This window comes from Amycolatopsis sp. NBRC 101858, from assembly GCF_030269325.1.
Taxonomy (GTDB): domain Bacteria; phylum Actinomycetota; class Actinomycetes; order Mycobacteriales; family Pseudonocardiaceae; genus Amycolatopsis; species Amycolatopsis ponsaeliensis.
In genome coordinates, this window is the sequence record NZ_BSTD01000005.1 from 819717 (window position 1) to 833980 (window position 14264).

Annotated in this window: 16 protein-coding genes; 9 read left to right on the forward strand and 7 right to left on the reverse strand. The window is 72.3% G+C overall.

Translation table 11 applies throughout. From position 1 onward, the window contains the following. Window positions 1–17 precede the first annotated feature (17 nt). Window positions 18–920, forward strand: coding sequence for a glucosyl-3-phosphoglycerate synthase (locus tag QSK39_RS38125; RefSeq protein WP_285482665.1), 903 nt, complete (start codon window positions 18–20; stop codon window positions 918–920). Here QSK39_RS38125 and cydC read toward each other — a convergent pair. From cydC to QSK39_RS38145, 4 genes are read right to left on the reverse strand one after another with little or no spacing between them, the layout of a single operon-like run. Next, window positions 856–2505 carry a thiol reductant ABC exporter subunit CydC gene (cydC, locus tag QSK39_RS38130; protein ID WP_502873343.1) on the reverse strand — a complete coding sequence of 550 codons (1650 nt, stop codon included), beginning with the start codon at window positions 2503–2505 and terminating at the stop codon, window positions 856–858. The two genes, QSK39_RS38125 and cydC, sit on opposite strands and share 65 nt — an antisense overlap. Next, complete coding sequence (gene cydD, locus QSK39_RS38135) at window positions 2502–4055, reverse strand: thiol reductant ABC exporter subunit CydD (protein ID WP_285482667.1); 1554 nt, start codon at window positions 4053–4055, stop codon at window positions 2502–2504. Before cydD ends, cydC begins: the two co-directional genes overlap by 4 nt. Before the next feature lie 9 nt (window positions 4056–4064). Further along, on the reverse strand, window positions 4065–5045 hold the full coding sequence (gene cydB, locus QSK39_RS38140) for a cytochrome d ubiquinol oxidase subunit II (RefSeq protein WP_285482668.1): 981 nt from the start codon (window positions 5043–5045) through the stop codon (window positions 4065–4067). A gap of 3 nt (window positions 5046–5048) precedes the next feature. After that, a complete protein-coding gene (locus QSK39_RS38145; RefSeq protein ID WP_285482669.1) occupies window positions 5049–6209 on the reverse strand; it encodes a cytochrome ubiquinol oxidase subunit I in 1161 nt (386 codons plus the stop codon). Window positions 6210–6350: 141 nt separating this feature from the next. Here QSK39_RS38145 and QSK39_RS38150 point away from each other — a divergent pair, with 141 nt between their 5' ends. Genes QSK39_RS38150 through QSK39_RS38170 form a run of 5 tightly spaced genes read left to right on the forward strand, consistent with a single transcriptional unit; the run spans window position 6351 to window position 8664 of the window. Further along, the gene (locus QSK39_RS38150) at window positions 6351–6668 is read left to right on the forward strand and encodes a helix-turn-helix transcriptional regulator (RefSeq protein WP_285482670.1); all 318 of its coding nucleotides are present in this window, start codon (window positions 6351–6353) and stop codon (window positions 6666–6668) included. After that, entirely contained in the window at window positions 6665–7333 is a 669-nt protein-coding gene (locus QSK39_RS38155; RefSeq protein WP_285482671.1) for a permease prefix domain 1-containing protein, read from the forward strand. Before QSK39_RS38150 ends, QSK39_RS38155 begins: the two co-directional genes overlap by 4 nt. Then, window positions 7330–7653: a DivIVA domain-containing protein gene (locus QSK39_RS38160; protein ID WP_285482672.1), complete on the forward strand. Its 324-nt coding sequence runs from the start codon at window positions 7330–7332 to the stop codon at window positions 7651–7653. Before QSK39_RS38155 ends, QSK39_RS38160 begins: the two co-directional genes overlap by 4 nt. Beyond that, entirely contained in the window at window positions 7650–8108 is a 459-nt protein-coding gene (locus tag QSK39_RS38165; RefSeq protein WP_285482673.1) for an SRPBCC family protein, read from the forward strand. The genes QSK39_RS38160 and QSK39_RS38165 overlap by 4 nt, the downstream gene beginning before the upstream one ends. After that, window positions 8101–8664, forward strand: a complete 564-nt coding sequence (locus QSK39_RS38170; protein ID WP_285482674.1) for a DNA-3-methyladenine glycosylase I — start codon at window positions 8101–8103, stop codon at window positions 8662–8664. The genes QSK39_RS38165 and QSK39_RS38170 overlap by 8 nt, the downstream gene beginning before the upstream one ends. A gap of 19 nt (window positions 8665–8683) precedes the next feature. Here the strand turns inward: QSK39_RS38170 and QSK39_RS38175 are convergent, their stop codons facing one another. Further along, complete coding sequence (locus QSK39_RS38175; RefSeq protein ID WP_284750468.1) at window positions 8684–9478, reverse strand: enoyl-CoA hydratase-related protein; 795 nt, start codon at window positions 9476–9478, stop codon at window positions 8684–8686. A 197-nt stretch (window positions 9479–9675) separates the two neighbouring features. Here QSK39_RS38175 and QSK39_RS38180 point away from each other — a divergent pair, with 197 nt between their 5' ends. After that, on the forward strand, window positions 9676–9843 hold the full coding sequence (locus QSK39_RS38180) for a DUF3117 domain-containing protein (protein ID WP_013222969.1): 168 nt from the start codon (window positions 9676–9678) through the stop codon (window positions 9841–9843). Between the two features lie 90 nt (window positions 9844–9933). Continuing rightward, the gene (locus QSK39_RS38185; protein WP_285482675.1) at window positions 9934–11382 is read left to right on the forward strand and encodes a leucyl aminopeptidase family protein; all 1449 of its coding nucleotides are present in this window, start codon (window positions 9934–9936) and stop codon (window positions 11380–11382) included. A gap of 18 nt (window positions 11383–11400) precedes the next feature. Here QSK39_RS38185 and QSK39_RS38190 read toward each other — a convergent pair whose 3' ends face one another. Beyond that, window positions 11401–12303: a LysR family transcriptional regulator gene (locus QSK39_RS38190; protein WP_285482676.1), complete on the reverse strand. Its 903-nt coding sequence runs from the start codon at window positions 12301–12303 to the stop codon at window positions 11401–11403. Window positions 12304–12365: 62 nt separating this feature from the next. On the opposite strand from QSK39_RS38190, the gene QSK39_RS38195 reads away from it, so the two are divergent. Continuing rightward, the gene (locus QSK39_RS38195) at window positions 12366–13550 is read left to right on the forward strand and encodes an MFS transporter (protein WP_285482677.1); all 1185 of its coding nucleotides are present in this window, start codon (window positions 12366–12368) and stop codon (window positions 13548–13550) included. 1 nt (window position 13551) lies between these two features. Here QSK39_RS38195 and QSK39_RS38200 read toward each other — a convergent pair whose 3' ends face one another. Next, window positions 13552–14196, reverse strand: coding sequence for an O-methyltransferase (locus QSK39_RS38200; RefSeq protein ID WP_285482678.1), 645 nt, complete (start codon window positions 14194–14196; stop codon window positions 13552–13554). Window positions 14197–14264 lie beyond the last annotated feature (68 nt).

The window sequence follows — 14264 nt, forward strand, 5'->3', positions numbered from 1 at the left end:
TGGCACGATCGTTACTCGTGAGTTGGTTCGAGCGGCGTACGTGGCAGGAGCCCGGGTGGACGCCCGAGGACATCGTGACCGCGAAGGGTGACCGCACGGTTTCGGTGGTGCTACCGGCACTGGACGAAGAGCGGACCGTGGGTGACGTCGTCGCCTCGGTGCGGCCGCTCGTCGGCAGCGTCGTCGACGAGCTGGTTGTCGTGGACTCGGGTTCCACGGACCGGACGGTCCAAACCGCCGAGTCGGCCGGGGCGCGCGTGGTCCGCCGCGAGGACGTCCTGCCCGACCTGCCGCCGGTGCCCGGCAAGGGCGAGGTGCTGTGGCGCTCGCTGGCCGCGACCAGCGGGGACATCGTCGTGTTCCTCGACTCCGACCTCGTCGACCCGGACCCGGCGTTCGTGCCGTCGCTGCTCGGTCCGCTGGTCTCGGAAAGCGGCGTCCACCTGGTGAAGGGCTTCTACCGCCGTCCGCTGCGACTGGAGAGCACGGGCGGCGGCCGCGTCACCGAGCTGCTGGCCCGGCCGGTGCTGTCGGCGCTGCGCCCGTCGCTCGGCGGGCTGGTCCAGCCCCTCGGCGGCGAGTACGCGGGCACGCGCGAGTTCCTGGAGTCGGTGCCGTTCGCCGCCGGGTACGGCGTCGAGATCGGGCTGCTGCTCGACGCCGAGGCGCGCTACGGCCTCGACGGGCTCGCGCAGGTCAACCTGGGCGTCCGCAAGCACCGGAACCGGTCGCTGCTGCAGCTGGGCGCGATGTCCCGGCAGATCCTGGGCACGGCGCTGGCGCGCTGCGGCGTCCCGGCCGCGGACGCGCCGTTCACGCAGTTCGTGCAGGTGGACGAGGAGTGGCTGCCGGACGTCACCGACGTCCGGGTCGCGGACCGGCCGCCGATGCGGGAAGTGCTCGCCCGTCCTCGAGGGTGAGGACCTCGTCGAAGCCGGCCAGGTGCTCGGGCCGGTGGGTGACGAGGACGACGGTGCCTTGCGCCTTCGCCAGGACGTTCGCCAGGACGGCGTCGCCGTGGGCGGGGTCGAGGCCTTCGACCGGCTCGTCGAGCACGAGGACGGGTGGGGCCGCCAGGACCGCGCGGGCGAGGATCAGCCGCTGGCGTTGACCGCCGGAGAGCGCGTCGCCGTCCGGTCCGGTGTCGCGGTCCAGATCGAGGTCGAAGTCGGCGGTCGCGCAGGCTTCGGTCAGTTCGTCTTCGGTTGCTTCCGGCTTCGCGAGCAGCAGGTTTTCGCGGACGGTCGTGTGGAAGACGTGGGCGTCGGCCAGGGCGCCGGAGACGAGATCCGGCAGGTCGGCGTACTCGGCGAGGGGATGGCCGTCGAGGAGCACCTGGCCGTCGGTGGGGGTCTCGAGGCCGAGGAGGAGCCGCAGCAGAGTCGTCTTGCCGGCGCCGCTGGGGCCGAGGATCCCGAGGCGCTTGCCCGGCGGGAGATCGAGGTCGAGGTCCTTCAGCGCGGGCGCCCGGCCGGGATACCTGACCCCGGCCTGCCGGAGCGTGAAGTGTCCTTTTTGCACGGACCGGGTGCCCTGGGGGCGGGCGGGTCCGGTGAGCACGGCTTTGACGCGAGCGGCCGACGCGCGGATCTCGGGGACGCGGCGCGCGGCGCCGACGAGCGGGAGGACGACTTCGAAGGTGGTCATGGCGGCCAGGGTGAGCGCGGCGGTCCAGGGCACGGAGGCGTGCGCGAGCAGCGCGACGGCGGCGGTCGTGCCGAGCTGCACGAGCGTCCCGGCGGCGGTGAGCAGGGCGGTCCTCCCGGACGTGCTCCGCTCGCTGCCGGCCAGCTGATCGACGATTTCGGTGGCTTTCGCTCGGGTTTCCTCGAGGGCACCGGCGGCGACGAGTTCGCGGTGCCCGGTGACGAGCTCGACGGCCCGTTCGGCGAGTTCGGCCCGCTTTGGCGCGTCGTCTCGGGCTGCTCGTGCGGTGAGCCGGACGACCAGCCGGGGCAGCGCCACCCCGGCGACGAGCAAGCCACCGGCAAGCGCGACGGCGGCTCGGAGGGACGCGGTGGCGGTGACGGCCACGGCAGCGCCCCCGACGAACGCGGCCACCCCGGCGGGCAGCAGCCACCGCAGGACTGCGTCCTGCAGAGCGTCCACATCGGACACGAGCCGGGTGACGAGGTCGCCGCCGGAGTACCGCGTGCCGGGGACGAGGGCTTGGTAGACGCGGGTGCGCAGGGAGCCGAGCCACCGGAGGACGACTTCGTGCCCGGCGAGCCGCTCGGCGTACCGGAGGCCACCGCGAAGGAGGGCGAGGGTCCGAACGGCGACGATGGCGACGGTGAGGGCTTCGAGCGGCGGCCGTTCGGCGGCGCGCAGGAGCAGCCAGGCCGCGGTGGCCATGAGGGCGAGGGCGGCCAGTTCGGCTCCGGCGCCCAGAAGAGCGGCGCGGAAAAGGCGGGTCAAGTCCCTTGTGGACACACCCCAGGCCCCCGGGAGTCGAAGGATGTCTCTGGCTGGGCGGTCTGCCACGACCCACGGGTCGAGTTTCATGCCGCCACCTCCGCGCACACCCGGCCGTCTCGTAGCTCGACCACCCGCTCGGCCAACCCGGCCATCGCGGGTCGATGGGCGACCAGCACCGCCGTCCGCCCCGGCAGCAACCGCCGGGTCGCCGACAGCACCGCCGCCTCCGTCCGGGAGTCCAGCCGGGCCGTCGGCTCGTCCAGCAGGACCAACCCCGCCGAACTGCGCGCCAGCGCCCGGGCCAACCCCACCCGCTGCCGCTGGCCCGCCGACAACACCTCGCCCAGCTCGCCCACCGGCGTCTCGAACCCGCTGGGCAACCCCGCCGCCACGGAATCCAGCGCCGCCGCCCGGGCCGCCGCTGAAATGTCGGAAGAACCACTCACTGAAATGTTAGAAGCCAAAGAACCCCGGAACAGCGTCGGCCGCTGCGGCACCCAGGCCACGTCCGCCAGCCAGTCGGAAGCGGACAACGACCGCAAGTCCACGCCGTCGACCAAGACCCGCCCCGAAGAAGGCGCGACGAACCCCAGCAGCACCGCCAGCAGAGTGCTCTTCCCCGATCCGCTGGGCCCGACCAACGCCAACCGCGACCCGGCGGGCACCGTCAAGTCCACATCGGACAGAGCAGGCGCCCCGGAGTAGCAAACCGAAACCCGCTCGAAGACCACCGAGGGCGCACCCCGGCGACGGCACCGAGCCCCCGACAGCACCGGAACCACCGGCACCGCAAGAGCCTCCCGCAACGCCGTCAACCCCTCCGCCGCCGCGTGGAACTTCGCCCCGGCAGCCCGCAACGGCAAGTAGGCCTCCGGCGCCAGCACCAGGATCAGCAACGCCGTCCGAGCGTCGAGAGATCCGGCGAGAAGCCGGAACCCGATCGGCACCGCGACCAGCGCCACCGAAAGCGTCGCGACCAGTTCCAGCACCAGAGAAGACAAGAAAGCCACCCGCAGAGTCTTCAACGTCGCGTCGGCGTGGGCGGACGCCATCGCCCGGACCGTCGAAGCCTGCGCCGACGCCCGGCCGAACACCCTCAGCGTTTCGAGCCCCCGGACGACGTCGAGGAAGTGCCCGCCCAGCTTCTTGAGCAGGTCCCACTGGGTCCGCGCCGCGGTGTGCTTGCCGACCAGGATCGCGAACACCGGGATCAGCGGGAGCGTCACCGTCACCACCAGCGCCGACACGAGGTCCGTCGTGAACAGCCGCACGACCACCGCGATCGGCACCACCACCGAGACGACCAGCGACGGCAGGTACCCGGTCAGGTAGCTGTCCGTCGCGTCGACGCCGCGGGTGATCTGCGTGGCGACGACCCCGGCGCGGTCGGACGACGACTCGAGCAGCCGCCGGCGCAGGCCGGCGCGGACCGTGGCCGCGAACCGTCCACTGAGGACACCGTGACCCCACGTGAGCGCGGCCCGGCCGAGCAGGGCCGCCACCAGGAAGAGCGAAACCCCGCCGCCGGTGAGCAGCGTGGCCAGCCCTTCGGCTTGGACCAGGACGAAAGTCGCGGAGAGGACTCCGAGCGCGGCCAGCACGATCAGGTACCGCCGGAGTCCGGGCAGAGCGGGCACCGAGTCCTCCTAGAAGTGCAGCAGCGAACGCTGGTCGAGCGGGTGCCGGTGCGCGCGCCACGTCAGCCACTGCACCACCAGGAGCACCACCACCGCCGGCGCGGCGAACCAGCCCAGCACCCCGAACGTGCCGGACGCCGTCGCCGCCTCCTCGACGCGCAGCGTGTACGCCGAGGTCGCGAGCACCGTCGGGAACCGCAGCGTGCCCGCGAGCAGCGCCGGGCACGCGGAAAGGACCATCGTCGCGACGAGTGCCGGCCGGTACCACCGCCGGGCCAGCCCCAGCCGAGAAACCGCGAGTGCCAGGAAAGCCAGCACGACCACGCCGATACCGAGGGGCGTGCTGCCGTCCAGCGCGAAGAACCCCCACACCGTGGCGATCACGAGGAAGGCGAACACGGGCCCCGAGAAGGCGCGCGCCAGCCGCACCGCGCGGCCGGTCAGCTCCGCCGGCGCGCGCACGGCCAGGAACACCGCACCCTGCAGGCAGAACAGCGCGACGAACCCGAGTCCCCACAGCACGGCGTAGGGGTTGAACAGCTCGAGCACGGTCGGCGCGCCGTCGGCGTCCAGGGGCAGGCCGAGCACCAGGTTGCCGAGGAACAGGCCCCACGACAGCGCCGTCACCAGCGCGCCGCCGACGATGCCCGCCGTCCAGGCGCCGCGTGGCGCGTCCGGGCGGCGGCTGCGCAGCTGCATCGACGCCGTGAACGTCACCAGGCCGAGCAGCAGCGTCACGACCAGGACGTACGCCCCGGCGAACACCTTGCCCTCCAGGTGCGGGAACGCGCCGAACAGCACGCCGACCGCGGCCACCAGCCACACCTCGTTGGCCAGGAAGAACGGGCCGAGCGCGCCGAGCGTCTGCCGCCGCTTCCGTTCGTCGGCTTCGAACGCGGGCAGGAGCATGCCGACGCCGTAGTCGTAGCCGGCCAGTGCGAAGTATCCGCAGGTCAGCAAGCCCAGCAGGCACCAGAAGAAGGTCACCATCGGTCAGACTCCGCTCAGGACGGGCAGTTCGGCGGGCTCGTCGACCGGCTCCGGGCCGCGCTTGGCGACCCGCGCCAGGAGCACCCAGTCGGCGACCGCGAGCGCGGCGAACAGCAGGGAGAAGGCGATGAAGGAGAACAGGATCTGGCCGCCGGGGACGTCCGCGATCGCGTCCGCGGTGCGCAGCTTCCCCCAGACCAGCCACGGCTGGCGGCCGAGCTCGCGCACCAGCCAGCCCATGATCGCCGCGAGGAACGGCAACGGGATCGCCGCGACCATCAGGTAGTGCAGGAAGCGCGCCCGGGTGATCCAGTTCCGGACCAGCAGCAGCGTGCCGAGGATCGCGCAGAGGAACATGAGGAACCCGAGCCCGATCATCGCGCCGAGCGGCACGCCCACGGCGCCTTCGCCCAGCTTGTCCGGTTGGTACATCTTCAGCTCGCCGAACTGCGCGAAGCCCTGGTTGACCACGAAGATCGAGCCGACGAGTGCCGCGAGCACGCCGATGCGCATCGAGCGGCGGAAGAACTCGACCTCCGTGGTGCGCTTGAGGAAGTGGTAGGCGCTGACGCCGACCACGAAGAACCCGCCGGTCACCAGCGCGGCGCTGAGCACGTGCGGCAGCGACGCGACCAGCGCCGGGTTCGAGAACAGCGCGCCGAAGTCGTCGAGGTGCAGGGTGCCGCCTTCGAGCCGGCTGCCGACCGGGTTCTGCAGGAACGAGTTGGCCAGCATGATGAACAGCGCCGACGCGTACGCGGTCAGCGTGACCAGCCAGATCAGCGTCAGGTGCAGCCACTTGGGCATCCGCCCGAAGCCGAAGATCCACAGGCCGAGGAAGGTCGACTCCAGGAAGAACGCGACCAGCGTCTCAATGGCCAGCGGGGCGCCGAAGACATCCCCGGCGAAAGCGGAAAGACCGGTCCAGGTCAGCCCGAACTGGAATTCCATCACGATTCCGGTGACGATTCCCAGAGCGTAGTTGATCACGTACAGGCGGCCCCAGAAGCGCGTCATCCGCAGCAGCTCGGGCTTGCCGCCGAGCGTCCAGCGCGTCTGCATCACGGCCACCAGCGTGACCAACCCCAGTGTGAGCAGCACGAACAGGAAGTGCAGCGATGTCGTCGTCGCGAACTGGAGTCTCGCGACCGGGAGTGCGTCCATGCCGAGCGACTATATACGTAGTCTGGCTACATGTAGCCACCAAATCCATGAGATCCGGGTCATCTCCGGGAAATCCCCGGGTGTCACCGGTGCGTCCGGTCAATAGCCTTCCCGGGGTAGGCATGCGTAGACTGCGTACCTATGAAGGCGGACACCTTGCGCGGGCACCTCGACGCGCTGCTGCTGGCTGTGCTCGACGGCCGCAAGCTGCACGGCTACGCGATCATCGAGGCGCTCCAGCTGCGCACCGACGGCGCGCTCGACCTGCCCACCGGCACCGTCTACCCGGCCCTGCGCCGGCTGGAGCGGGCCGGCTGGCTGGCCAGCGAGTGGGACGTCGTGGGCGGCCGCAAGCGCCGGACGTACCGCCTCACCCGCTCCGGCGAGCAGGCCTTGGCCGCCGAGCGCACGGAGTGGCGGGAGTTCACCACGGTCATCGGGGGAGTACTGGGCGCATGATCGACGAGTACCTGGGGGAGCTGGACCGCAGGCTGCACGGCTGCGGCCGGTTCAAGGCCGACCTGCTCGAAGAGGCCCGCGACGGCCTGCACGACGCCGCCGACGCCTACCGCGAGGGCGGCTGGGCCGACGCGGACGCCGAGCGCCGCGCGGTCGCCGACTTCGGCCCGGCGGCCGTCGTCGCCCGCGACTACCAGGCCGAGCTCGGCATGCTCAGCGGCGTCCGGACGCTGTGGAAGCTCGTCGTCGGCGTCCCGGCGATGCAGATCGCGTGGGACTACGCCCGGATCCTCACCTTCGGCGAGTGGACGAAGATCTCCACGCCGACGCCGGAGTGGTACAAGGTCGTCACGCACGTCACCCACGGCGCCGTGTTCGTCGTGCCGGTGATCGGCGTGCTCGCGCTGCTCGGCATCCGCTGGCTGAGCCGGAAGCTCGACGGCACCGGGCTCGCCCGGTTCTGCGGCATCCTCATCGCGCTCGCGGTCGGCATCAACCTCGCGTCGGTCGGGCTGCTGATCAGCACGACCGGGTTCGTGGACGCATCGAGGCTGTTCCTGAGCGTCCCGTGTGCCGTGCTGATGGTCGCCTGGGTGCTCCTTTCGCTCCGGCTGGTCGTGCTCGCGAGACGATCCTGGGGTGGGTATGCCACGATCGTCGCGTGACGACCGCGCTGATCTACCTCGTAGTCATGCTGCTGGTGGCCGCCGTGGTGTTCCTGCTCGCCGCCGTGGTCTTCGGCCGGGGTGAGGAGCTCGCCCCGCTGCCGCCGGGCAGCTCGCCGACGCGGCTGCCCGCCGAGGACATCACCGGCGAGGACCTGCAGGAGGTCCGCTTCCAGCTGGTCCTGCGCGGCTACAAGATGTCCGAAGTGGACTGGGTGATGCGGCGCCTCGGCGTCGAGCTCGACGAGCTGCGCACCCGGGTCGCCGAGCTGGAGCAGCGCGAACGCGAGCGGGAGAGCTCGCCCGAGGGCGCCCAGTGACGGACCTGGTGCTCTCGGTCGACGTCCGCGCCCCGGCCGGGACGACCTGGCTCGCGCTGACGGACTGGACGCGCCAGGGCGAGTGGATGCTCGGCACCGACGTCGAGGTCGTCGAGGGCAACGGCCGCAGCGTCGGGTCGCGGCTGGCGGCGTTCACCGGGGTGGCCGGCATCGGCTTCACCGACACGATGGAGATCACCAGCTGGGAGCCGCCGGTGCGGTGCGGGGTCCGCCACCTCGGCAGCGTCGTGCAGGGCACCGGCGTGTTCCAGGTGGTGCCCAAGGGCGCGACGCTCTCGACGTTCGTCTGGGCCGAGCACCTGCGGCTGCCGTTCGGGCCGCTGGGGCGGCTCGGCTGGCCGGTGGTGCGGCCGGCGTTCGCGCTGGGGGTGCGCCAGTCGCTGCGGCGGTTCGCGCGGTTCGCGGAGGACTATTCGGTGGGTGGGAATGAGTGAGCTGATCGGCACCGACGGCGTCCCGCGGTGCAGCTGGGGCAACTCGGCCCCGGACTACATCGAGTACCACGACACCGAATGGGGCGTGCCGCTCCACGGCCAGGACGAGCTGTACGAGCGGCTGTGCCTCGAGTCGTTCCAGTCGGGGCTCTCGTGGATCACCATCCTGCGCAAGCGGGAGGGCTTCCGGAAGGCGTTCAAGCGGTTCAAGCCGGCGAAGGTGGCGAAGTTCGGCGACGCCGACGTCGAGCGGCTGATGCAGGACGCGTCGATCGTGCGGAACCGGGCGAAGATCCTCGCGGCCATCAACAATGCCCAGGCGATCGCATCCCTGGACACCCCGCTGGACGACCTGCTGTGGTCGTTCGCGCCGGCGGCGCACAAGCGGCCCAAGACGATGGCGGACGTCCCGGCGATCACCGACGAGTCCAAGGCGATGGCCAAGGAGCTGAAGAAGCGCGGATTCGTGTTCCTCGGCCCGACCACGTGCTACGCGCTGATGCAGGCGACCGGCATGGTCGACGACCACGTCAGGGGCTGCTTCCGGGCCGGCTGACCCGGAAGCAGCCGCGCGCCTACTTGCCCTGGAAGTTCGGCTTGCGCTTGCCGACGAAGGCCTCCACGGCCTCGCTGTGGTCGGCGGTCGCGCCGAGCGCGGTCTGGGCGGCGTCCTCGGCGGCGAGGGCCTCCTCGAACGTCGACTGCGCGGCCAGGTTGAGCACGCTCTTGATCTTCGCGTAGGCCACCGTCGGCCCGTTCGCCAGCTTCGCCGCGACCTTCTGGGCGCGGGCCGGCAGCTCTTCGTCCGGCACGACCTCGCCGACCAGGCCGAGCCGCAGCGCCTCGGCCGCGTCGACGGTCCGGGCCAGCAGCATCAGCTCGGCGGCCCGGCCGTAGCCGACCAGCCGCTGCAGCGTCCACGACGCGCCCGAGTCCGGGCCGAGCCCGACGTTCGCGAAGGCCATCAGGAACGACGACGACTCGGCGGCGATCCGCAGGTCACTGGCATAGGCGAAGGCCGCCCCGGCGCCGGCCGCGGTGCCGTTGATCGCCGCGATCACCGGCTTCTCCATGGACACGATCGCCCCGACGATCGGGTTGTAGTGCTCCTTCACCGTGTGTAGCGGGGCGGGGTCACCCGCCTGGAGCAGCCCCACGTGCTCCTTCAAATCCTGGCCGGCGCAGAACGCCTTGCCGGATCCGGTCAGCACGACCGCCCGGACGGCTTCGTCGTCCGCCGCCTCGCGCAGCGCCGCGAGCAGTGCTTCCTTGAGCTCGACGGTCAGCGAGTTGTACGCCTGCGGCCGGTTGAGGGTGAGGGTGCGCACCCCGTCGGCGTCGGCGGTCAGCAGGACGTCGGATGTGGTCACGTCTTCTCCTTGCGCGGAAACATCGGTCGTCCGACAGTCTTCCACCCCGTGCGAGCCGCATACCAGCACCGATACGGCGGCAAAAGATCGGTCCGCTGATGCGCCCGGCCGCTGATGAGGGACAATGGACACCAGACCCGGCTGGCTTTCACGCGAGCGCGACCCGGGCGCGCCGGTTGAGACGGAGGGAGCACGCTATGGCGGCCATGAAGCCCCGGACCGGAGATGGTCCCCTCGAAGTGACTAAGGAGGGGCGGGGCCTCGTGATGCGCGTACCGCTCGAGGGTGGTGGGCGACTCGTCGTCGAACTCTCCGCGGAAGAAGCGAAGGACCTCGGCGCCGCTTTGGCGGAGGTCACCGGCTGAGCCGACCCCCTCGAACCGTCCTTCCGTCGCACCCCGGTCTCCCTTCGGAGGCCGGGGTCGCGGTTCCTCTGCGCCCGAAGGTTGCTCACTGTGCGTAATCCGCTACCCCCCGTTCCGACCAGTCTGCTCGACATCGAGGTGGCGGGCGACCTCCGCCGCGGCGCCCCGGTGGCCCGGCTGGTGACGGCCCCCGCCGACGACGTCGAGTCCGAGCCGCTGGAGATCGGCGGCGTCCGGATCACGGGCAAGGCGGGTGACGTGCAGACGGTCCCGGCCGGCGAGGCCCGCTGGATCGCCGGCCTGGGCGACGGCGAGCCGAAGCAGTACCGGAAGGCGGGCGCGGCGCTGGGCCGCGCGGTGAACGCGGGGCTGGCGGACGACGTCGACCACGGCGGCAAGGCGTTCCGCGCCGTGCAGCTGGTGCTGCCGGAGGAGGCTTCCGGCGAGCACGTGACCGAGCTCGCGCTGGGGCTGCTGCTCGGCGGGTACCGGTTCAAGGTGACGGGGGAGGACCCTTCGCCGTCCGTCCGGACGGTGCGGCTGGTGGGCCACGAGTCGTTCACCGAGCACGTCTCGCGGGCTGCGGTGCTGGCGGCGTCGACGGCGCTGACGCGCGACCTCGCGAACACGCCGTCGAACATCAAGTCCCCGGCCTGGCTCGCGGACACGGCGGCCCGGGTGGCCGGCCCGCGCGTCGAGGTGGCGATCCGGGACGAGAAGTGGCTGACGGCGCAGGGCTTCGGCGGCGTCCTGGCGGTCGGCGGCGGGTCGTCGCGGCCGCCGCGGCTGATCGAGATGACGTACAAGCCGTCGGGGGCGGCGAAGCACCTGCTGCTGGTGGGCAAGGGCATCACGTTCGACACGGGCGGCCTGTCGATCAAGCCGGCCGACGGCATGCACCTGATGCGCACGGACATGGCGGGCGGCGCGGCGGTGATCGCGGCGATCCGCGGGATCGCGGCGCTGGGGCTGCCGGTGCGCGTGACGGCGCTGGTGCCGGCGGCGGAGAACCACGTGTCGGGATCGGCGTACCGGCCGGGCGACATCGTCCGCCACTACGGCGGCAAGACGACCGAGGTGGGCAACACGGACGCGGAGGGCCGCATGGTCCTGGCCGACGCGCTGGCGTACGGGATCCGCAAGTACAACCCGGACCTGGTCGTGGACGCGGCGACGTTGACGGGCGCGATGAAGGTGTCGCTGGGGCTGCGCACGGGCGGGCTGTTCGCAACCGACTCCGAACTGGCTTCGCGGGTCGTTTCGGCGGGCAAGCGAGTGGGCGAGGCGTGGTGGCGCATGCCCCTGGTGGAGGACTACGCGGAGAACGTCCGAGGCGAGTTCGGCGACGTCCGCCAGACCCCGGCGGGCCCGGGAGGCATCACGGCGGCGTTGTTCCTGCGGGAGTTCACGGAGGGCCTGCCGTGGGCCCACTTGGACATCGCGGGACCGGCGAGGTCGGAGAAGAACTACGACGACGTGGTGCCCGGGGCGACGGGCTTCGCGGCGCGGACTTTGGTGGAGCTGGCGGCTTCGCTCTGATGGGGCTGTCCGGCGGCCTCAGTGCTCGGCCGCCGTCGTCAGCACGTGGTCGCGGAAGCCGGTGACCGCCGGCGTCATCGGCTCGTCCGCCCGCCACGCCAGCCCGATCGTCCGGTAGGGCCGCGGCTTCAGCGGCACCTCCGCCACCCCCGCCGGGCTCCCGGGCCCGAACCGCGGCAGCAGCGCCACCCCCAAACCCGCCGCCACCAGCCCTCGTACCGTGTCCGATTCCTGCCCCTCGAACGCGATCCGCGGCGTGAACCCCGCCGCCGCGCACAGCTCGTCCGTCAGGGTCCGGACCCCGTACCCCTGCTCCAGCAGCACGAACTCCTCGTCGGCCAGCTCCGCCACCCGCACCGACTCCCGGCCCGCCAGGCGGTGGCCCGCCGGGACCGACAGCAGGATCTCCTCGTCCACCAGCCCCGCCGTCGCCAGTGAAGGCGCCGCGGGGAGCGGGGCCAGCAGGGCCAGGTCCAGCTCGCCGTCCACCAGGCGGTCGATCATCTCCTGGCGCGAACCCTGGACCAGCGTGAACCGCACCCCCGGGTACCGCGCCCGGTGGCCGCGCAGCAGCGAAGGCACCAGCGACCGCCCGAGCAGGTGCAGGAACCCGAGCACCACGTGCCCCGACTCCGGCGCCACCTCCTCGCGCGCCAGCCGGACGCCCGTGTCCACCGCCGCCAAGCCGCGCTCGGCCGCCTCGGCCAGCAGTTCCGCCGCACGCGTGAGGCGGATGCCGCGGCCGTCCGGCACCGTCAGCGGCGCCCCCAGCGCGTCGGACAGCGCCGCGAGCCGGCGGCTCACCGTCGGCTGCGGGACGCCCAGCAGCTCGGCCGCGCGTGTGACGTTCCTCGTCTCGCGCAACGCGGCCAGCAGCGGCAGGTGCGGCGCCACCTGCGCCGACAGCGAGTCATACGTCATCGCATGAATCATGGCAGATTCGCGCATTGGACGTATTGGTTAGCTCTGCTTACTTTCAGCTGGTGACTTCCACGCGCCGAGTCAAGACCGCCGTCGCCGCGGCCGGGATCTCCTCCTTCGCCCTGCTCTACGCGCCGCAGCCGGTGCTGCCCCAGCTCGCCGCGCAGTACCACCTCGACCCCGGCGGCGCGGCGCTCGCGGTCAGCGTCGCGACCGGCGCGCTCGCGATCGCCGTCCTGCCGATCGCCGCGCTGTCCGAGGTGATCGGCCGGCGCCCGGTGATCCTGACGTCGGTGATCGCGTCCGTCGTCTTCGGGCTGCTGCTGCCGCTGATGCCGACGTACCCGGCGCTGCTAGTCCTTCGCGCTCTTCAAGGCATCGCCATCGCCGGCTTCCCCGGTGTCGCGGCCGCGTACCTGGCCGAACGCCTCGGCCGCGCGGGGGTCGCGGCCGCCGTCGGCGCGATGATCGCGGGCAACACGATCGGCGGCATGCTCGGCCGGCTCGCGAGCGGGTTCACCGCCGGGCCGCTCGGCTGGCGCGGCGCGCTGTTCGTCGTCGCGGGTGTAGGCGCGCTCTGCTCGGCGATCACAGTCGTGACGCTGCCGCCGGGCACCCGCCCCCGCGGTGACGCGCAGCTTCGCGCGGTCGCCCGCGGGCTGGTCACGGCGGTGAGCAAGCCGGTGCTGCTCGCCCAGTACGCGGTGGCGTTGCTCGCGATGGGCTCGTTCGTCGCGCTCTACAACGCGGCCGGGTTCCGGCTGACCGGCGACCCGCTGAACCTGTCGCCGGCGATCGCGTCCCTGGTCTTCCTCGCCTACGCGACCGGTTCGGTGTCCTCCGCGGCGGCCGGCCGGCTGGTGGCGCGCGTCGGCCGCCGTCGCGCGCTGATCGGCGCGCTGCTGCTGACGGCGCTCGGCGCGACGCTGACGCTGCCGGACTCACTGCCGCTGGTCATCGCCGGTTTCCTGGTGCTGACGTGCGCGTTCTTCGCGGCCCACGCGGTCGCGAACGGCTGGGCGGCGGCCGACGCCCCCGAGAACGCGCGAGGCCAGGTGGGCGGCATGTACACGGCGACGTACTACCTGGGCAGCAGCGTCGGCGGCGCGGCAGGGGCGTGGGTCTACGGGCACGCGGGCTGGCCGTGGCTGATCGCGGTGGTGGCGGCGTGGCTGCTCGTGGCGGCGGCCGCGGTCGGCGCCGGGACGCGGGTCCGCACGGAGCGGCGTGAACTCGTGCCGAGCTGACTCAGGTGGCGGCCGCGACCAGCAGTCCGCCGCCCACCGGCAAGAGCGCCGGAACCAGGCGGTCGTCCTCGCGGAACGCCCTTGCCACCTCGCGCAGCGCCAGCGTCTCCGGGTCGCGGTGGGACGGGTCGATCACCCGCCCGCCGGCCAGCACGTTGTGGAACGCGATGATCCCGCCGCGCCGCAGCAGTGACACGCCCAGCTCGTAGCAGCCCGGGTACTCGATGTGTGCGGAGTCGACGAACACCAGGTCGTAGCCACCCGGCGTGAGCCGCTGGAGGACGTCCAGCGCCCGCCCCACGATCAGCCGCGTCCGGCCCGGTGCGAAGCCCGCCTCGCGGAACGTCAGGCGCGCCGCCCGCTGGTACTCCGGCTCGACGTCGATCGAGGTCAGGATCCCGTCGGGCGCCATGCCGCGCAGCAGGCTCAGCCCGCTCACCCCGGCGCCCGTCCCGACCTCGACCACGGCCTTCGCGCGCAGCGTCGCGGCCAGGAAGCGCAGGGTCGCGCCCGCGCCCGCGCTCAGCGAGCTGCAGCCCAGGTCATCGGCCCGTGCGCGCGCCGAAGACAGCACCTCGTCGTCGGGCAGGTACCCGTCGACGAACCCGGAGTCGGCCGGTGCGGCCGCAGGGGTGGGCGTGTTCACGCACGGAGGTTAGCGTTGGTTGTCGATAAATCCGCGCAGGCTCCCTGGTAAGCACCCCGGAAGAAGTT